Origin of the sequence: Serratia sp. NPDC087055, assembly GCF_044900985.1 — a bacterium.
Taxonomy (GTDB): domain Bacteria; phylum Pseudomonadota; class Gammaproteobacteria; order Enterobacterales; family Enterobacteriaceae; genus Serratia.
In genome coordinates, this window is sequence record NZ_JBJDOG010000001.1 from 897,656 (window position 1) to 913,880 (window position 16,225).

A 16,225-nucleotide genomic window follows, 5' to 3' on the forward strand; every position below is an offset into this window, starting at 1 on the left:
TAAAGTGATTGTTTTTAACCAAAACACTCATTAAAAGTGAATGCTTCATGAAGCTGAGCCAGCTTAAATTTTTCTGCGCCGTGGTTGAACATAAAACCATTGCCGCCGCTGCACGGGAATTGCACTGTGTGCCTTCCAACGTGACATTACGCATCAAAGAGCTGGAGGATTCACTTGGCGGTGAGCTGTTCTTCCGCGATAAAAATCGGCTGTATGTGACACCCAAAGGCCGGTTGTTCTATCAGCAGGCAGGCGAAATTCTGGCTCTGGCGTCACGCAGTCAACATCTGTTCGCCGGCCGGCAGCCGCAGGGTTTGCTGAATCTTGGGGCACTGGACTTTTCGCTGATCAGCCATTTACCTGACCGTATTGCCCACTTGCGCCGCAGCCAACCGCAAATGCAGGTCAATGTGCTGAGCCGGGACTCGTTGGTGCTGGAGCGGATGCTGATTGACAGTGAGCTCGATCTGGCGCTGACAGACGGCCCCATAGAACACCCACTGCTGGCCAGCCGTGTGGCATTTGATGAACGTCTGGTGCTGCTGATACCGGCATCCGTAACGCAGTTAGACGCTGCAACTTTGGCGCAGTTGGAGTTTTATACCTTCAGTCGCGAGTGCTCTTTCCGTCTAAAAATAGATCACTGGCTAGCCTCACGGCAATTGAAGCCGCGTATGACGCTGGAGATGGAGTCATACACGTCGATGGCGGCCTGCGTAAAAGCGGGCTGCGGCGTGGCCTGCATTCCAGGATCGTTGCTGCCGATGATTTTGCCGTCGCAGGCGCTGAACGTTGTGGAGATGGGGGCGGAAGGGGTGAGCAATCTGTACTTTGTATGGCGCCGCCATCAACTCTCTGAGGAGTTGCAGACGGCTATCGATCTATTAGTGCGCCCGGCGTAAACCGGGCGCAGCAGATCAGGCAATGCGTAACGTGGGCTGTGCGACGCAACGACGGATAGCGACCGGTATTGACTTGGACGTCGGTGTGCCGGTGCCATCACCAAAACTGGCCAGCGGTACCAGCGGGTTGGTTTCGGGGTAGTAGGCGGCCAAATTACCGCGCGGGATATCGTAGCTCACCAGCTTGAAACCACTGACCTTGCGGGTTATACCGTCATTCCACAGGGTTTCGATCTCAACTAATTCACCGTCTTGCATATCCAGTGCGGCCAGGTCTTCAGGATGAATAAACAACACCTCTCGCTGGCCATACACGCCACGATAGCGATCATCCAACCCGTAGATAGTGGTGTTGTACTGATCGTGTGAGCGCAAGGTTTGCAGCGTGAAGGGCGCCTGACGGCCATCCAGTTGCGGGAACAGACTGTCCGGTAACGGTGCCGAGCCGAACTCTGCTTTACCACTGGGGGTGGCGAAGCGAAGTTCTGCGGCAGCGTTGCCCAGATAGAAACCGCCGGGCTGATCACAGCGACGATTGAAATCCTCAAAACCAGGGATCGTGGCGGCGATATGATCGCGAATCAATGAGTAGTCATCTGCCAGTTCCAGCCAGTCGAGCTGTTGGTTGCCCAATACGGCATCAGCGATACCGCAGACTATTGCCGTTTCAGAGCGTTGTGTTTCTGCTAGCGGCTTGCCGACGCCTTCAGAGGCATGCACCATGCTGAAGGAGTCCTCGACCGTAATGTATTGCGGGCCGCTGGCCTGCAGGTCCTGTTCGGTACGGCCCAGCGTAGGCAAGATCAGGGCGTCTTTGCCGGTCACCAGATGGCTACGGTTGAGTTTGGTGCTGATATGCACCGTCAGGTCACAACAGCGTAAGGCACGTGCGGTGCGTTCGGTATCGGGTGCCGCAGCGGCTAGATTACCGCCCAGCGCCAACAATACCTTAACGTCGCCGCGCAGCATCGCTTCGATAGCCTCGACGGTGTTATGGCCCTGTTCACGGCGTGGCGAGAAGTTAAAGTGTTTCTCCAGGCTGTCGAGCAGGGCTTTAGGGGATTTCTCATCGATGCCCATCGTCCGGTTGCCTTGCACATTACTGTGACCACGCACTGGACACAGTCCGGCACCGGGTTTGCCCAATTGACCGAACAGCAGCTGCAAGTTAGTGATTTCACGCACCGTTGGCACAGAGTGTTTATGCTGTGTCACGCCCATCGCCCAGGTGCAGATTACGCGCTCAGCCCCCTGATAAATGGCAGCAGCCTGGCGCAACTGCGCCTCGCTCAGGCCGGACTGATGGGTGATCTGATCCCAAGAGGTGGCGTCGACCTGAGCCAAATAGCGCTCTACACCGACACTGTGCTGCTCGATAAAGGCCAAATCGAACAGGCCGGGCTCACCGGCGGCCAAACGCTGGCGGTGACCTTCCAACAGGGCTTTCACCATGCCGCGCACCGCCGCCATATCGCCACCGAGATTAGGCTGGAAGTAGGCAGAACTGATCGGTGATGACTTAGGTGTCAGCATTTGAATGGGGCTTTGCGGGTCGGCAAAGCGTTCAAGCCCACGCTCGCGCAGCGTGTTAAAACTGACGATACGGGCCCCGCGACTGGCTGCGTTTTTCAGGCTGTGCAGCATGCGCGGGTGATTGGTGCCGGGATTTTGACCAAACACGAAAATCGCATCGGCTTTTTCAAAGTCATCCATACGGATGGTGCCTTTACCGACGCCGATGCTCTGTTTTAGCCCCACGCCGCTGGCTTCGTGGCACATATTGGAGCAGTCAGGGAAATTACTGGTGCCGAGCATGCGACCGAACAATTGATACAGATATGAAGCTTCGTTACTGGCACGGCCCGACGTATAGAGTTCAATCTGGTTTGGATTGTCCATGCTGTTGATGTGCTTGGCGATTAACGCCAGCGCATCCGGCCACGCGATCGGTTCATAATGATCGGTTTCGGCGTTATAGCGCATCGGGTGGGTGAGTCGCCCCTGATACTCCAGGAAATAGTCACTTTGCTGGAGCAAGGTACTGACGCTATGGGCAGCGAAAAACTCAGGTTCAACCGCATTACGTGTGGCTTCCCAACTGACGGCCTTCGCGCCGTTTTCGCAGAAACTGAAGGTGCTGTGATTGTCGTCGCCCCAGGCGCAGCCCGGGCAGTCGAAACCGCGCGCTTTATTCACACGCATCAGGTTACGCAGGTTTTTCAGCGTCTGTTTGCTGTCGAGTACATAGCGAGTGGTGGCTTCGAGTGAACCCCAGCCGCCCGCCGCGCCGGTATAAGGCTTTATTGACGGTTTGAATTTCATATTGGTCTTCGCAGGTGGTTGTAGCTAAAAAGTGAACGCTTTTTTAAGCGTTTTCAGTGTTTATGTCACAAGTTTAGGAGGGTGAGGCACGGGCGTCTAATCGAATAGGACTATGGCGGCATAGAGCAAGTCTATCGCGTAGAAATGATTAACATACAAATCGTTGCATAATGACACCCGCTGAAAAAGAGTATTGATTCCGCTTTACCTCCGATTAATGCAGTCTATGCCTCAGATTATATTGGTATTTTATTTAGCCCCCAGGGCCTGAGGAACAGTGATTGAAGCATTTAACATTGGCGGTGATAAGCGGTATTTTGCTGCCGTTGGCAGCTCAGGCGACAGATGCCCCCCTTAACTTTCCACTCAATACGCCGCCAGCGATAGACGCCGCCTCTTACGTATTGATGGACTATACCACCGGCCAGGTGCTGGCTGAGGCAAACGCAGATGAACGTCGTAATCCGGCCAGTCTGACCAAACTGATGACTGGGTTGGTGATTGATCATGCGCTCGACCAACACAAAATCGGTCTGGATGACGTGGTGACGGTGGGTAAAGACGCTTGGGCGGCGGGGAATCCGGTATTCAAGGGATCATCGCTGATGTTCCTGAAGCCAGGTGACAGGGTCACGGTTCGCGACCTCAGTAGAGGCATTATCATTGACTCCGGCAACGACGCCTGCGTGGCGATGGCCGATTATGTCGCGGGCAGCCAAGCGGCGTTCGTGAAGCTGATGAATGAAAAGAGCACCCAACTTGGCCTGCAAAATACGCATTTCGAAACGGTCCACGGCTTGGACGCCCCGGGCCAGTTCACCACCGCCGGTGATTTGGCCGTAATTTCACGCGCCATCATCATGAGTGAACCGGCGGAATATCATATGTACAGCGAAAAATCGCTGACCTGGAATGGCATCACCCAGCAGAACCGCAACGGGTTGCTGTGGGATAAAGCATTGCAGGTAGACGGGCTGAAAACCGGTCATACCGAATCTGCCGGTTTTAATATTATTGCTTCAGCGACTGAGGGGGACCGCCGGTTGATTGCGGTGGTGATGGGCGGTAAAAGCGCGAAAGGGCGCGAAGAGCAGGCTCGCAAATTGCTGACCTGGGGCCTGCGTGATTTTGCCACGGTCCATCTTTTCAGCGCTGGGCAACGTTTGGGGCAGGAAAAGGTGTGGTATGGCGATCGCCATGAGGTCGCCGTGGGTAGCGCGCAGGATCAATACATTAGCCTGCCGAAAACGGAGGCGAACAAGCTGAAGGCGCAATATGTGGTGACTGCAACGCGCCTGGATGCACCACTGGAACAAGGGCAGCCTGTGGGTGAAATTCGCATCAGTGACAACGGTAACCTGTTGAAGACGTTACCGCTGGTGGCGTTGCAACAGATCAAACAAGGCGGCATGTTCTCGCGACTGATGGATGCGGTAAAACTGAAAATCTGATGCTTGGGGCGCTGGGCGCGGCGCCCGAAATTCTGTAGCAATGATATACTCAAGCCAGTCGTGACTCACTGAGCCGTTTTATGGATATTAAGCAACTGATCTACCTGTGACATCAAGCACTAGCTCACTGTTGTTTTGTTAATCTCCCTCCACTTCACTAAATCCCCTTTATAAATCAGGAGAAGTAAGCGCTTCTCCTCATTTCATCCCTCTAGTTTTACCCAATCCTCACGATTCCTACCACATTTTCATGTACACACAGTAGTACATAATTTACTGTTACTCCTATTGTTGACACATGTGTGTACTAGATGGGGTTCTTATGGCACTTACTGACAGTTTTTTGCGGTCTGTAGCAGGGAAAGAGTCTGATGCAGTTAGAGAAAAATCTGATAGAGATGGCTTATCAGTTCGGATCAGCAAAAAAGGTAAGTTAGTTTTCCAGATGCGCTATATGCGTGCTGGAAAGCAGCGCCGGTTAGATATTGGAACCTATCCGGGCATGACGCTGAAAGATGCCCGCGATGAGACAGTCACTCTGCGACGTGTACTTGAGGAAGGGAAAGACCCAGCTGGACACATAGCGAACCGTATTGCAGACAATCAAAAAGCCATGACGGTAGAAGAGGTCGTGCGTGACTGGGATCGGGTATATGCGACGGTAAATATAAAGCGGCACAGTATACTTTTGCGCTCTTTCGAAATTCACGTTTTCCCCAGTATTGGTCAAATGAAGCACGATAGCGTTAGCCCGCATGTGTGGATGGACTTAATAGACTCAATTACCAAAAAATCACCTTCAATCGCCAGGCGGATTTTATCAACAGGGATCCAGGCGCATTCATGGGCGCTCCGTAGAAGTATGGTAAAAACTACCCCCTTGGAAGGCGTGTCGGCTAAGGATATGGGGATTAAGCGTAATGTGATTGATCGCGTTCTTGATGATAGTGAGATTCGATTGCTATTTGAAGTGCTAGTACATTCTAGAATGACTCAGAAAAATAAACTTTTCATGATGTTAGTTCTTTTGTTCGGTTGTCGGTCGGGAGAGTTAATAGCTGCAAAAGTTTCACATTTTGATTTTGAAAGGGATATCTGGACTGTTCCGCCAGAAAATCATAAAGGAGGGAAAAGTGGAAAGCCGCTCTTAAGGCCAATTACGCCAGCAGCAAAAGTGATGATTAAGGAGGCGATGAAGTTTAACGGCGGCTCAGAGTTTCTTTTTGAAAGGGCATTGAAAGGTAATTTCCCAGATCGTCCTATGGATAGCGCTTCAGCACTTTCATTGCCAAAAACAGTAAAATCATGGGTTTTGACCCATAAAGGCCTAGTGATGAAGCATTGGACAATGCATGACTTGCGTAGAACAGCGCGGACGCGGTGGGCAGTCCTTGCACCACCGCATGTATGCGAAATTATGCTGGGCCATAAGCTCCCAGGGATCTGGTCTGTTTATGACCACAATGATTATCTGGAAGAGCAAAGAAAAGCCTATGTAGCTTGGTGGGATGAGGTTTGCAGGATAGTAGGGCGTTCAATCTTGTTTTGATAGCCTTCCAAACTCCTCTATTTCAGAGCGAAGAAAGAAACCGTGTATCACCGGATCGGGAAATCCTTTCTTCGCTTTCTCTCCTGTTTTTTTGTTGCGGCTATTCCAGTTGTGAATGGTGGTTCTTGATCTGCGAAACAGATCGGCAACTTCTTGCGTACTCATATATGGAGAGTTCATGATTACCTCTGCTATTTTCCTTCCCGCACTCTGTGAACCTCGCAATTTAGTCGCAGCCATGCCGGTGGATACTTAGGCCAATAGGGCGCGATTTTCACTGCGTGTTTGTCGAGTAGCTGTCGAAGGGTGAAATTGTTGGTGGGGGAGTCGAAGTCTCTTAGAAGCTCTCGGGCTGTGCTACGGAGAAGGTTTTTCTGAACGCTGCGGGAATCAGCGTCAGGTTGTTTACTGGGCATTCATTCCCCCAATGATCCCAGCCTGGCGCATCGCCGCGGCTGAACAGTTCGATTCTGGATACGTCACCATAAAGCCGTTCAAGACGGTGCCTTACTTCCCATGGTTTTTGGCTATGCTCACCAAGGCAACTAAAGACAATCTGCTTTATCGATGCACTGGCACGCTCAATGCCCTGTCCGCGAACCGCGATCAGCACATCCTCCGAATTGGCCCGCGTATAGTTGCCGCCGTTCATCCGCGTTTCAGCGTTGAGCATGTCGAGTAGGTCGGTAAAGTCGAAGATGGTTTGTTGCTCCAGCGCTTTATTGAAACGCAGTTCGGCTTGCTGATTGAGCTTCACCCATGTGAAAGCTTTCATCGTTCGCACACTAAAGCCCCATGCCTCAGCCAGTGCGATCGCCTCTTGGCTGTGGTTGCCGGTATACCAAAGAGCTAGGACTGCATTGTCTTCTGCTATTGACCATACTGGGAGCCGTTTTAAATCGGTCATATTCATTGTGCTGTAGTGTTTATCAGCAGCACCATTACTGATCGTGTTGCCGTAACTCCACGGAGGGTCAGCATAGATAAGTTGATAGGTCATCGTTATCTGCCCCAGTTGCGTGATGCGGCGTTGACACAAAAATCGATGCGAATTTGCACCCACACCACATCGACCGCCCGAGCCACCTCGTAAGCTTTAAGCCAAATACTGGCCGCGTCGGCATAATGGGCACGGCGTTCCGCCTCAGCGGCCTGGTGCGCTAAGTTTTTATATCCAAATGTCATGATGATGCTCCGGTGTTAGTAGGCGCGCTGGTGGGTTACTGGGGCTAAGAGTTTGTTGAATTGCTGAACGAGCAGAATTGCGCGAGCTTCTGTCTCATGCCCGTAAGTGAGGTAACTGTCGGCTATTCTGTCCCGGCATTTTTCCGAAGGTGTTTTTGCATGCATCTCGTAGCGGGGATCTACAGATATGACCTTCACTGCTTTCTGTCGGCTCCTGGCTATGTAGGAGTCAAAAACTACATGGTTAGACTCGGCAATTTGCCTGCGAAGCCGTCTGACGATTTTTATGTCAATCCCAGACTTGGGGAATGCCTTTTGCAAAACCTCCAGGTGGCCAGCGACGTCGTAATAGCCGGTATCTTTCACCAGGAATTTTAAGAAGTCATAGTTCGTTTTTTCTTTCACTTCTTTATCTCCACGTTGTACTTTTCGTGACTCATAACTTTCCATGAGTGACCGTTGTCTTTTGAAAGCAGACGCCAGCAGCGGGCCACTGGCAGCGTTAAATGGTTGTGTTGATATGTTCGGGTGGGTGTCTTTTTGCCCTCTCTGAAGGCGCATAGAACCCCATCAGCTTTGATGCTGATTCGTTGCGGAATTCGAGGTTTCATTTTGTCCGGTAGGGAAGGGTTATTTTGTGGTTGGTGCCCAGCAGATTTTTTTGATGTCTGGGCGGCGTACGCGCTCAACAGCTTTTTCTTTCTCAAGCTTAATCAACCTTCTGCGTATGGCTATGCCAGTCATGCCTTTGTAACCGGCACAGCGGAGAAGGTTTGCAACTGAGTCAGGGGTGGATCCGGTAGCGCTGAGCCGTGCGAGGATTTCATTGTCATCTGGCATTAGCAGCAACGTGTGATTTCCTTCTTAAGTTAGCTTGAACTCGTCATCAAACTTAGCTGAGTTTCTCTCTGTGGCAATTGTTAGAAAGATGAAGTCTATCCCGTCGGAAAGTGACGTAGGGCGTTCTAAGCCGAAGATAAAAGCGTCGTGATAGGTTCGGCCTAGCCAGTAACCGCCGCCGTACTCTTTGAGGCGCTGGAAGAATACCCAGCCACCCTCTACAAAGTAGGGAAGCATTTCACCGCGATAGACGATTTGATAGCCGAGGTCTTTTGAGGACATGATGCACACCGTAAAAATACTGTTTATGCATACAGTATAATTATGGTTGAGCGGGAGTCAATTACCGCCATCCGGTTGTCGCCTACCGCAGAACTGGCAGTTTGCTGCGCGCACTGCTGGCGCTGGCGGGGCGGTGTAAAGGATACGGCGACAGTATGGGTCATATTGGTCATAAAACCCTTTATCCATATCCTGCCACTCCCCGATTTGCTTGCCATCAACATCCGTTGTGAAGAAGCGGCATTGATACACCGGCTGCGCCTCCCGGTTAGCCAGGAGTTCGCGGGCCATCGATTGATATTCATCCCCGCTGCATTTACAAATCATTTTTTGGTCGGCCAGCTGTTTCAGTCTTTCAGTCGTTAGTGTCATTTAGTTTCTCCCGTGATTCTGATGGTATCCGTGGGCCAATTCAGCTTTTTCTCTTGCTACTACAGCTGATGAGTAATCAGAGAAGCAACCAAGGTGAATTTGTTTTCCATTCGCACGGATAAATGCATGCCACTTACGCTGAGATGAGTGCCACCTAACTCCTGGCTTACCATCTTTGTTGTCCTTTCTTAGCGTGCTATTTCTTTGGTTTTGAGACTGATTAACAAGCCTTAAGTTGCCTATGCGGTTATCACTCCTGATGTGATTTATATGATCAACCTGCATATTGATTGGTATTTCACCATGATGCAGACACCAAACTAATCGATGAACTTTATATTTGGATCTGTTGATCTGAATTTCCTCATATCCCTGAGGGGAGATGGTGCCAGCTTTCTTTCCCTGGAACTTTTTATTCCAAGTTAAATATGCCGCTCTTGAAGCAAAACATGAGACATCTCTATAATTCCAAATAAAAAAATTACCGTTGTATGTAAGATATTTATTTATTAACTCTATAGAAATTTCCTTCACTTGCTTTTTATTCATATTTAACCCTTCGCTTCCAGCTCTACGCGCAACCGCCCAACCGTTAACGCCAAGCTTTCATTCTCTGCATCGCGTTCTTTCGCGTACTGTTTGTAGCGTTCCAGCTCTGGCAGCAGGGCGCGGATATTCACCGGCGACACCGCTTCCAGATAATCACACACCCACGATGTATGGCGACTGTCATCGTCAGCACGAACAACCACATCATTGGCGTTGATAACGGCGTGATAATTTTCGCCGTTATCACCACCGACCAGTGCGCTGTCCCATTCACCGTCGAATTCAGTTGTTTCCAGAAATTCCAACGCGTCTTTCAGTTCTCTCAGCTTATTGTCCATTGCGGCACTCCTTTATGTGGTCAAGTAACGCCAGTACGGCCCAGCAGTAGAGGCTGAGGAATGCTCCAGCGAAGAAGTAGGAAAGTGGCCCCGTCGCGGTAACTTTAATGACAGAGAACTGAAGCACTGCCGCCGCTAAAATCAGGGTGCGAAGCGCACCGATAAATATGCTCATAATGCTTTCTCCTGGGCCTCAGTGGTGAAACTGCGGGTTGTGGTCAGCGATACCGCTATAGTCGCAATCAGTGCTGGCGTGCTCGCGTAGCCACTCAAAGCGGCGTTTATCATTGCGCTGTTGACGATGGGAGCGCTTGAAAGTCTCAACTTCGCTCACTTGCCAAGTCCCTGAGTCATCCCACATTGTGAATCGATGGTAATTGGATGCTCGACGACGATTGCTTATCTTCGTACGGTGGGCGAACAACCGCCGCGCCGCTCTGTTGCTCTTACGCTTAGCCATGCTGGGCCTCCACGGCGTCTTTGAAGAACGCGATCCAGTGAGTGTTAGCTCGCTTGCCTGACGGGTGACCAAACGTTGGTTTCTGGTCTGTCAGTGCGAGAATTTCACTGGTTTTAATCTGCGTTTCGTTCCACTTAAAAATCAGCGTTCCCATAGGTTTCAGCACCCGAAATGCCTCGCTGAAGCCCTTGGCCAGATCGTCGCGCCATGTCTCTCGGTTGAGTACGCCGTACTTTGCGCGGAGCCAACTGGTTTCACCGGCAAACTCAAGGTGCGGCGGGTCGAAGACAACCAGGCTGAATTGTTCGTCATTGAACGGGAGTTCGCGGAAGTCCAACAGCACATCAGGTTTGATATGCAAAGGGCGACCATCACAAAGCTTGAATGACTCATCGCGAATATCACCGAACACTACGCGCGGATCGGTACGGTCGAACCAGAACATGCGGGAGCCACAGCACATGTCGAGAATGCTTTTGCCGTCGAGGCAGAGTTCATTTGCTGGCATCACGCACCTCCACTTGCTTCAGTGCTTCGCGCACCGCATCCAGAATGCGTTCAAGGTATTGGTATTCGTGATTAGGAACGGTAGGCCATTTGGCATACCAAGGATCATCACCAAGCAACTCATTAAGCACAGAGCCATGAGTCCAAGAGCAGCAGTCTTCTTTGACGTTTCCGCTGCACTCTGCTGATTCCCACATATCACGCGCTTTTGCGTGGTCAATTTCACCCGAGCGGCGAAGCTTGCAGATTTCAGACTTAACAAACTCAGTGTTGGCGTCGTTGTCGTCATCGATATCTCTCTGCATTTGCGGTGCGAAATATCCGATCAGATAGTCATTAGATACGCGAATAAAAAACTGCTGTACGGAATCGCCACTCATACTGGTCCAAAAAGCTGTCCATGCCTTGCCATAACAGGTAATAGTGATGCGACCGCGCCCCGGCTCGTAGTTCTCAGCCATAACGCGGATAGGGTCGAGGCATTCAACCTCGGTGATTTCGAGGCTCTGAACTTTGGTTTCGGTGATTTTCATTTGGCCTCCACCTTGTCCATGAACACAGCACGTGAAGGCGACCAGTCGCAATATGTGTCAGTTTCAACGTGGCCGAAAATTGCCTTGCAGCGGCGTATGTGTGCACAGCCTCCGCACGTCTTGCCAGCGGGTAGTCTCATTTTGTCAGGGTCGGATGGGTCAAAGTTAAGCTCTTTCATTTGGCCTCCTGCTGCTCGGCATGAAACTTCATGGACATATCGGCGTAAGCGCGAGCATTTTCGGCGCTGCTATCCAGATAGTCAGTCAATGACTCAAGGTCAGTTACCGATGGGTTATCCATCGCCGAGCTGAAAATACGATTGACGATTTTTGCGTAGAGGTCTGCAAATTCAGGGTTGAATCGTTCTGGCTCAACTGTTTCGTAAGTTTCTAGGAGCCCGCAGAACCGCGCTTCGATAGCGGCAAGGGCGGCGGAGGTGGCTGGGGTTTCGACCTTTGTCGATTCAATAATCGACTCGCACAAATCTGAGTATTGAAATGGGCCGCAGTTATGAGAATTGCGGCGACCATTAAATGCTTGCCTGCGTAAGTCGGAGGAAGACCCCTTCAGCGCCACATTCTCCGCCAGCAATTGTTCGTATGTAGGGGCTAATTCATCGTTAATTCGTGCTGACATACAAATCCTCTCGTTAAATTTGTTTGATTTTCGGCAGGCGACCGCGTGGTCGTGGCTTCATATCCGGGTATTTCCCGCTAGCGATAAGCACGGCAATGCGGCTGACGATTCGCTTGGAATCTCTGCTCATGATTTCAGTTATTTGGCTGATGGAATAACCAGCCTGATAGAGTGATGCGAGCTCGTCTTCGTCCTCACCTGACCATGGCTGGTATTGAGTAGCGGAAGAAAATCCGTGGGCGTTTGCCCATGTAACGATTGACTGATAGGGACGCTGGCATATCCTGGCGATTTCAGCCGCTGACACCTTGCCAAGACGCTCAGTTATGAATTTAATTTCCTCAGCCGAGTAAAATCCGCTATCCGTTGTCAGCTTTTCAATCTCAACTGGAGTTAACCGGCGACCGCGCTGAATGGCGTTTTTAATGCCTGCGTTGAACGAGAACGGCGATGTAACGTTGGCTAGCTCTTCCCCCAGGAATATGGATGCCTTAAAGCGAAGCTCCCCCATATCTGGCTTGTCTTTGCCGATATTTATCAGCAGGTGTTTCAGGTATTGAATTTCACCAGGCATCAGCTTGCTACAAGGCAGGTCATCCTCTTTGACGACCGTGTGAATGACCCTGTAGCTGTCCGTGAAGAGCTGATAGACGTAGGTGTAATCACCATCAGGTGAATGCAATGTTGGTGATGGCAGGTAGTGCGTCCAGCCGAGCAGGGCCAGTGGCGACTCTCTGTTGATATTCTCAAGCTTAAATACAGAAATTAGTTTCCCTGGAGACGTCATCACGTTTCCGCGAGAAAGGGCATCTCTACGAAAGTTATTCGCATGAAGAGGGTGGGTGCTCATGATGACCTCCAGAGTGGAGTTATTCGGTTGTGCTGAATCGCCAGTCACGACGACGCTCTAGTTCCATGCCGAGTGATTTTGCTTTCCGGTCTGCAGCCAAAAATCTGGATAGTCGCGTACCATCCGGGAACTCCCAGCAAATACCGACTAGCCGCACAACGGTTTTAACCTGGCTGCTTGAGTTGCATGTTGTGGGAGTTTTTGGATTGGTGCTGCTGAATGCTTGCCGTTCTTTTGGGAATAGATGTTCTGGGCATGGAGGATTAAATGAAGCTAAATATGCAGCGGTCCTTGCCATCATTCCGTTAATACGCCAATGGGTTTCTCCCCGGTCGGCACAGTCTATGGCCGCGAGGACATCCACCGCGATTGCAGTGTATAGCTCTTGTTTGGTCATTGGTGTTACCTGCGGGGGAGTGAGGTTAGGCTTAGAATGGGATATCAGAATCGCAATCGTCGAAGTTCATCGGTGGCTCACTGCTACTATGGTTGGCGCTTTGCGCAGGTGCATGGCGTTGTTGTTGCTTCCCGCTTTGCTGCGGAGCACCATCACCTTGACGGCCGCCGAGCATCTGCAGTACACCGCCGACGTTGACATGAATCTCTGTGGTGTACTTTTCAACGCCAGCCTGGTCAGTCCATTTCCTTGTGGTCAGCTTTCCTTCTATGTACACCTGAGAGCCTTTTCGCAGATATTCGCCAGCAATCTCAGCTAACTTTCCGAACAGCACCACTCGGTGCCACTCAGTTTTTTCTTTCTGCTCGCCGGTCGCCTTGTCACGCCAGCTTTCTGAGGTTGCTAGGGTGATGTTGGCAACTGCACCACCATTGGGAAGGTAGCGAACCTCGGGGTCTTCCCCTAAATTCCCCACCAAAATCACTTTGTTTACGCCCTTACTGGCCATTTATGCCACCTTTTTGAAGTCTGATTTACGATGTTTAAAGATGTCTATTACCTGGTCCTGATGCGCCTTGGAGTCACCTACAGCCGCCCATGCAGCCTTATATAAATCCTCCAGTTGTTCTTTCGTGGTCGCCTTTGTCGCCTCGTTGCTGAACGTTAGGGTGATGTCATCAAGAGTTGGGGTTGGCGGTGCAGGTGGTAGCGCCCACAATGGTAGTTCTGGGGTTTGCCACCAGATATTGACGTACTTATTCGACTTGTCTTTAAATGCTGCTTTGTTCCACTGGTTGTTACGTTCGGTGCTGCACACGGCAAACCGCTCTTCAAGCAGATACAGGTACCGGCCAATCCCCCACTGAACAGCGGCACGCTTCATCGCCCCTGATATCCCGCCCTTAACAGCTTCCACTTGCGTGTTTTCTGCGCCGTCCCACTTTGTGATCCATTCACCTTCATATTTGATTGATATCCCGCACAACACACCACCGCCTGGGGAGGGAAGGAACTCGTTGCGCCAGCCAGTCTTGCCACATACTTCATCTAGGCGCTTCATGATTGCCCGGTTAGTTACATAGCACAGCACCATTGCCCACGGACCATTGCTTGCCATACCACACTGCTGAACCCGCCATTCAATGTCTTCAATAGCGAAAGGCTCATCAAGTTTTGCTAAATCCATAAATCACCTCAGAATGGCGCTGGCCCCAAGAAGTAACGCTGATTCATCTTTTCCAGCATCGAAAGGTTCAGACTTGCTTGAACTGCGTTATGCATCCCCTTGCGGCGGTAGTACAAGGCATCAAGGACGTGCTCGCGTCGATTGGCCTTGCTCTGTTCGATAGTGGTTGCGAGGCTCATTTCGACCTCCATGCTTGTTTAAGCTGCACCATCGCCATTGCCCATAATGCGGGACTATGCAGCCTAATAGCTGCCCTGGCTGTAAACTGCGCGGTGTTGAATGCGTTGTTCATTAGGGCTCACCTCGCTGATTGAGAGTGTCTTTCAACCACCGGCCAATAACGCGCATACGGCGAGTGATAATTTCGAGTAGGGATTCATGTAGCTGGAAAGCACCCATGCGAGCGCCTCCCGCGATTGCGAAAATCATGGGTGACTCCTGAATTTGATTTGATTAGTAGGTAATGCGGATGGCTGATACTTCGCCTTTGGCGATAGCGGTGATGCACTTCTTGGCACAATCTTCCGGCACGCCAGCGGCTACTAGGTCAGCCAGTGCCTGGTTATTTACTGCCTTGCGATGCTCAACATCCGCGGCACGTTTTGCGGCTTCATCGGCAACGCGTTTTTCTTCTGCCAGCCGCGCAGTTTCTTTCGCTTCTGCTTCGCGCCTAACCTTGTCAGCCGCTTCCTGAGCTTTGCGTTGTTCAGCTGCGATAGCTTCCTGCTTCTCACGCTCCGCTTTCTGTTGCGCTTCGACACGTTGGCGCTCCGCTAACTCCGCAGCCTCTTTGGCTTCACGTTCTGCGCGTTCCTTTGCCGCTTGAGCTTCTGCTTCTCTGCGTGCAGCAGCTTCAAGCTCAGCCTTGGCTTTCTGCTCAGCTTCGATGCGAGCCTGCTCTGCTGCTTGGCGCTTTAACTCTTCTTCACGGGCGATGCGCTGGCGCTCCGCTTCAGCTTTGGATTCCGCCACGTCTCGGTCGTGCTTTTCGTTCATCAGCAACGCCAGTTCGTGGTCTGATTCGATACGTGCCGCCAGTGCTGCCGCCGCTGCTGTGTCAAACTCGGTATTCATACGTTCTGCTTCATCACGCATTGCGCTGTAGGCTTCGGCTGCTTTGCGAGCCTCTTCCTCAGCGTTAATGCGATCCTGCTCGGCTTCCCATTCCAATTTCGGCTGCAACACCTTTTCTTTCAGGGCGTCCAGCCGATCACGCACCACCTTGCGGCTGGCGTCGATTTTCTTCGGAACCTCTTTGTACTCGGTGACCAAATCTTTACCGAGGCCGTCCAGGTAGGTTTTCGTCTTGGCGACCTTCAAGCCAAGTGATGCCATTGCATCGCGACCTTTCTTGGTGCTGGCATCAAAGACAAAGGCACTTACCTCTTCCTCTACCTGCTGCAAAATCTGTTCGATGTGATCAGGCTGGGTAAACACGGCAAGCGCGTTTACTGGCTCAATCACAATCGATAAGCCGGTTGCTTCGCTCATCGTGATCTCCTTAATTATGAGTAAAAAAATGGCCGCACAATGGCGGCCGAAGTGATAACAAGAGGGGTTATGTCTTCTTACTGTTACATCATCAAGCCCGCTAGATAACGAGCTTTGGGATGGTCAGTCAGTGGGTGGTTCTGGTAGTGGTATCCAGTGGGTTGGGTGGCAGGCTCCTGTAACATCATCCATGTTGAAGAATTGAAAATCTCCACGACCAATATGGAATCCGACAAACTGTTCCTTAGTGTCCGCACAGTAAACCAGCACATCAGTATTGGTCTCGGCGTCTGGCATCCTCTCACTGCACTTAATCCATTCACTCATCACGCAACTCCTATCATTCCAATAATAACCAGCGACCAGAAGAGGGC

Annotated in this window: 25 protein-coding genes and 1 pseudogene; 3 read left to right on the plus strand and 23 right to left on the minus strand. The window is 51.2% G+C overall.

Going from position 1 to position 16,225, the window contains the following annotated elements:
* Positions 1-47 precede the first annotated feature (47 nt).
* On the plus strand, positions 48-902 hold the full coding sequence (locus ACI2J2_RS04230; protein WP_209633781.1) for a LysR family transcriptional regulator: 855 nt from the start codon (positions 48-50) through the stop codon (positions 900-902).
* A 15-nt stretch (positions 903-917) separates the two neighbouring features.
* Here ACI2J2_RS04230 and ACI2J2_RS04235 read toward each other — a convergent pair whose 3' ends face one another.
* On the minus strand, positions 918-3,224 hold the full coding sequence (locus ACI2J2_RS04235) for an FdhF/YdeP family oxidoreductase (protein ID WP_265553478.1): 2,307 nt from the start codon (positions 3,222-3,224) through the stop codon (positions 918-920).
* 281 nt (positions 3,225-3,505) lie between these two features.
* Here ACI2J2_RS04235 and dacD point away from each other — a divergent pair, with 281 nt between their 5' ends.
* Together dacD and ACI2J2_RS04245 are read left to right on the plus strand one after the other, a co-directional pair.
* A complete protein-coding gene (gene dacD / locus ACI2J2_RS04240) occupies positions 3,506-4,675 on the plus strand; it encodes a serine-type D-Ala-D-Ala carboxypeptidase DacD (RefSeq protein ID WP_404759462.1) in 1,170 nt (389 codons plus the stop codon).
* A gap of 322 nt (positions 4,676-4,997) precedes the next feature.
* Complete coding sequence (locus ACI2J2_RS04245; RefSeq protein ID WP_404759463.1) at positions 4,998-6,224, plus strand: tyrosine-type recombinase/integrase; 1,227 nt, start codon at positions 4,998-5,000, stop codon at positions 6,222-6,224.
* Here the strand turns inward: ACI2J2_RS04245 and ACI2J2_RS04250 are convergent.
* From ACI2J2_RS04250 to ACI2J2_RS04355, 22 genes and pseudogenes are all read right to left on the minus strand, one after another.
* Positions 6,210-6,389: a helix-turn-helix domain-containing protein gene (locus ACI2J2_RS04250; protein WP_187961430.1), complete on the minus strand. Its 180-nt coding sequence runs from the start codon at positions 6,387-6,389 to the stop codon at positions 6,210-6,212. The genes ACI2J2_RS04245 and ACI2J2_RS04250 overlap by 15 nt on opposite strands.
* Before the next feature lie 172 nt (positions 6,390-6,561).
* On the minus strand, positions 6,562-7,224 hold the full coding sequence (locus ACI2J2_RS04255; protein ID WP_404759464.1) for an MT-A70 family methyltransferase: 663 nt from the start codon (positions 7,222-7,224) through the stop codon (positions 6,562-6,564).
* A 2-nt stretch (positions 7,225-7,226) separates the two neighbouring features.
* On the minus strand, positions 7,227-7,409 hold the full coding sequence (locus ACI2J2_RS04260; protein ID WP_116690639.1) for an ANR family transcriptional regulator: 183 nt from the start codon (positions 7,407-7,409) through the stop codon (positions 7,227-7,229).
* 15 nt (positions 7,410-7,424) lie between these two features.
* Entirely contained in the window at positions 7,425-7,970 is a 546-nt protein-coding gene (locus ACI2J2_RS04265; RefSeq protein WP_404759465.1) for a hypothetical protein, read from the minus strand.
* A gap of 303 nt (positions 7,971-8,273) precedes the next feature.
* Positions 8,274-8,531 carry a hypothetical protein gene (locus ACI2J2_RS04270; RefSeq protein WP_404759466.1) on the minus strand — a complete coding sequence of 86 codons (258 nt, stop codon included), beginning with the start codon at positions 8,529-8,531 and terminating at the stop codon, positions 8,274-8,276.
* Positions 8,532-8,588: 57 nt separating this feature from the next.
* The gene (locus ACI2J2_RS04275) at positions 8,589-8,903 is read right to left on the minus strand and encodes a hypothetical protein (RefSeq protein WP_404759467.1); all 315 of its coding nucleotides are present in this window, start codon (positions 8,901-8,903) and stop codon (positions 8,589-8,591) included.
* Positions 8,904-9,452 carry an HNH endonuclease gene (locus ACI2J2_RS04280; protein WP_404759468.1) on the minus strand — a complete coding sequence of 183 codons (549 nt, stop codon included), beginning with the start codon at positions 9,450-9,452 and terminating at the stop codon, positions 8,904-8,906. It lies immediately after the preceding gene.
* An 8-nt stretch (positions 9,453-9,460) separates the two neighbouring features.
* A pseudogene (locus ACI2J2_RS04285) lies at positions 9,461-9,790 on the minus strand (ead/Ea22-like family protein); the annotation flags it as partial.
* Positions 9,780-9,965 carry a hypothetical protein gene (locus ACI2J2_RS04290; protein ID WP_404759469.1) on the minus strand — a complete coding sequence of 62 codons (186 nt, stop codon included), beginning with the start codon at positions 9,963-9,965 and terminating at the stop codon, positions 9,780-9,782. The pseudogene ACI2J2_RS04285 and the gene ACI2J2_RS04290, both read right to left, overlap by 11 nt.
* A gap of 18 nt (positions 9,966-9,983) precedes the next feature.
* The gene (locus ACI2J2_RS04295; RefSeq protein WP_404759470.1) at positions 9,984-10,124 is read right to left on the minus strand and encodes a hypothetical protein; all 141 of its coding nucleotides are present in this window, start codon (positions 10,122-10,124) and stop codon (positions 9,984-9,986) included.
* Between the two features lie 118 nt (positions 10,125-10,242).
* Complete coding sequence (locus tag ACI2J2_RS04300) at positions 10,243-10,758, minus strand: class I SAM-dependent methyltransferase (protein WP_404759471.1); 516 nt, start codon at positions 10,756-10,758, stop codon at positions 10,243-10,245.
* Positions 10,745-11,290: a hypothetical protein gene (locus tag ACI2J2_RS04305; protein WP_404759472.1), complete on the minus strand. Its 546-nt coding sequence runs from the start codon at positions 11,288-11,290 to the stop codon at positions 10,745-10,747. The genes ACI2J2_RS04300 and ACI2J2_RS04305 overlap by 14 nt, the downstream gene beginning before the upstream one ends.
* Positions 11,287-11,469 carry a hypothetical protein gene (locus ACI2J2_RS04310; protein ID WP_404759473.1) on the minus strand — a complete coding sequence of 61 codons (183 nt, stop codon included), beginning with the start codon at positions 11,467-11,469 and terminating at the stop codon, positions 11,287-11,289. The genes ACI2J2_RS04305 and ACI2J2_RS04310 overlap by 4 nt, the downstream gene beginning before the upstream one ends.
* Positions 11,466-11,927 carry a hypothetical protein gene (locus ACI2J2_RS04315; RefSeq protein WP_404759474.1) on the minus strand — a complete coding sequence of 154 codons (462 nt, stop codon included), beginning with the start codon at positions 11,925-11,927 and terminating at the stop codon, positions 11,466-11,468. Before ACI2J2_RS04315 ends, ACI2J2_RS04310 begins: the two co-directional genes overlap by 4 nt.
* A 13-nt stretch (positions 11,928-11,940) precedes the next feature.
* Entirely contained in the window at positions 11,941-12,777 is an 837-nt protein-coding gene (locus tag ACI2J2_RS04320) for a hypothetical protein (RefSeq protein WP_404759475.1), read from the minus strand.
* Positions 12,778-12,796: 19 nt separating this feature from the next.
* The gene (locus tag ACI2J2_RS04325; protein ID WP_404759476.1) at positions 12,797-13,174 is read right to left on the minus strand and encodes a hypothetical protein; all 378 of its coding nucleotides are present in this window, start codon (positions 13,172-13,174) and stop codon (positions 12,797-12,799) included.
* 31 nt (positions 13,175-13,205) lie between these two features.
* The gene (locus ACI2J2_RS04330) at positions 13,206-13,682 is read right to left on the minus strand and encodes a single-stranded DNA-binding protein (protein ID WP_404759477.1); all 477 of its coding nucleotides are present in this window, start codon (positions 13,680-13,682) and stop codon (positions 13,206-13,208) included.
* Positions 13,683-14,360, minus strand: a complete 678-nt coding sequence (locus ACI2J2_RS04335) for a Rad52/Rad22 family DNA repair protein (RefSeq protein ID WP_404759478.1) — start codon at positions 14,358-14,360, stop codon at positions 13,683-13,685.
* Positions 14,361-14,368: 8 nt separating this feature from the next.
* Complete coding sequence (locus ACI2J2_RS04340; RefSeq protein WP_404759479.1) at positions 14,369-14,539, minus strand: hypothetical protein; 171 nt, start codon at positions 14,537-14,539, stop codon at positions 14,369-14,371.
* A 112-nt stretch (positions 14,540-14,651) separates the two neighbouring features.
* Positions 14,652-14,789 (minus strand): protease FtsH-inhibitory lysogeny factor CIII, encoded by a 138-nt coding sequence (locus ACI2J2_RS04345; protein ID WP_404759480.1) that lies wholly within the window; start codon positions 14,787-14,789, stop codon positions 14,652-14,654.
* A gap of 24 nt (positions 14,790-14,813) precedes the next feature.
* Positions 14,814-15,851: a cell envelope biogenesis protein TolA gene (locus ACI2J2_RS04350; RefSeq protein ID WP_404759481.1), complete on the minus strand. Its 1,038-nt coding sequence runs from the start codon at positions 15,849-15,851 to the stop codon at positions 14,814-14,816.
* Between the two features lie 123 nt (positions 15,852-15,974).
* Positions 15,975-16,178, minus strand: a complete 204-nt coding sequence (locus ACI2J2_RS04355) for a DUF551 domain-containing protein (protein WP_404759482.1) — start codon at positions 16,176-16,178, stop codon at positions 15,975-15,977.
* Between the last annotated feature and the right edge of the window lie 47 nt (positions 16,179-16,225).

Excerpts from the sequence above, each read along its gene's own strand:
- ACI2J2_RS04235 (WP_265553478.1), bottom strand. The coding sequence starts at position 3,224 with ATGAAATTCAAACCGTCAATAAAGCCTTATACCGGCGCGGCGGGCGGC.
- ACI2J2_RS04325 (WP_404759476.1), bottom strand. The coding sequence starts at position 13,174 with ATGACCAAACAAGAGCTATACACTGCAATCGCGGTGGATGTCCTCGCG.
- ACI2J2_RS04280 (WP_404759468.1), bottom strand. The coding sequence starts at position 9,452 with ATGAATAAAAAGCAAGTGAAGGAAATTTCTATAGAGTTAATAAATAAA.
- ACI2J2_RS04250 (WP_187961430.1), bottom strand. The coding sequence starts at position 6,389 with ATGAGTACGCAAGAAGTTGCCGATCTGTTTCGCAGATCAAGAACCACC.
- ACI2J2_RS04290 (WP_404759469.1), bottom strand. The coding sequence starts at position 9,965 with ATGAGCATATTTATCGGTGCGCTTCGCACCCTGATTTTAGCGGCGGCA.
- ACI2J2_RS04320 (WP_404759475.1), bottom strand. The coding sequence starts at position 12,777 with ATGAGCACCCACCCTCTTCATGCGAATAACTTTCGTAGAGATGCCCTT.
- ACI2J2_RS04270 (WP_404759466.1), bottom strand. The coding sequence starts at position 8,531 with ATGTCCTCAAAAGACCTCGGCTATCAAATCGTCTATCGCGGTGAAATG.
- ACI2J2_RS04335 (WP_404759478.1), bottom strand. The coding sequence starts at position 14,360 with ATGGATTTAGCAAAACTTGATGAGCCTTTCGCTATTGAAGACATTGAA.
- ACI2J2_RS04345 (WP_404759480.1), bottom strand. The coding sequence starts at position 14,789 with ATGATTTTCGCAATCGCGGGAGGCGCTCGCATGGGTGCTTTCCAGCTA.
- ACI2J2_RS04255 (WP_404759464.1), bottom strand. The coding sequence starts at position 7,224 with ATGACCTATCAACTTATCTATGCTGACCCTCCGTGGAGTTACGGCAAC.
- ACI2J2_RS04245 (WP_404759463.1), top strand. The coding sequence starts at position 4,998 with ATGGCACTTACTGACAGTTTTTTGCGGTCTGTAGCAGGGAAAGAGTCT.
- ACI2J2_RS04275 (WP_404759467.1), bottom strand. The coding sequence starts at position 8,903 with ATGACACTAACGACTGAAAGACTGAAACAGCTGGCCGACCAAAAAATG.
- ACI2J2_RS04310 (WP_404759473.1), bottom strand. The coding sequence starts at position 11,469 with ATGAAAGAGCTTAACTTTGACCCATCCGACCCTGACAAAATGAGACTA.
- ACI2J2_RS04315 (WP_404759474.1), bottom strand. The coding sequence starts at position 11,927 with ATGTCAGCACGAATTAACGATGAATTAGCCCCTACATACGAACAATTG.
- ACI2J2_RS04340 (WP_404759479.1), bottom strand. The coding sequence starts at position 14,539 with ATGAGCCTCGCAACCACTATCGAACAGAGCAAGGCCAATCGACGCGAG.
- ACI2J2_RS04265 (WP_404759465.1), bottom strand. The coding sequence starts at position 7,970 with ATGCGCCTTCAGAGAGGGCAAAAAGACACCCACCCGAACATATCAACA.
- ACI2J2_RS04305 (WP_404759472.1), bottom strand. The coding sequence starts at position 11,290 with ATGAAAATCACCGAAACCAAAGTTCAGAGCCTCGAAATCACCGAGGTT.
- ACI2J2_RS04350 (WP_404759481.1), bottom strand. The coding sequence starts at position 15,851 with ATGAGCGAAGCAACCGGCTTATCGATTGTGATTGAGCCAGTAAACGCG.
- ACI2J2_RS04330 (WP_404759477.1), bottom strand. The coding sequence starts at position 13,682 with ATGGCCAGTAAGGGCGTAAACAAAGTGATTTTGGTGGGGAATTTAGGG.
- ACI2J2_RS04230 (WP_209633781.1), top strand. The coding sequence starts at position 48 with ATGAAGCTGAGCCAGCTTAAATTTTTCTGCGCCGTGGTTGAACATAAA.
- ACI2J2_RS04300 (WP_404759471.1), bottom strand. The coding sequence starts at position 10,758 with ATGCCAGCAAATGAACTCTGCCTCGACGGCAAAAGCATTCTCGACATG.
- ACI2J2_RS04355 (WP_404759482.1), bottom strand. The coding sequence starts at position 16,178 with ATGAGTGAATGGATTAAGTGCAGTGAGAGGATGCCAGACGCCGAGACC.
- ACI2J2_RS04260 (WP_116690639.1), bottom strand. The coding sequence starts at position 7,409 with ATGACATTTGGATATAAAAACTTAGCGCACCAGGCCGCTGAGGCGGAA.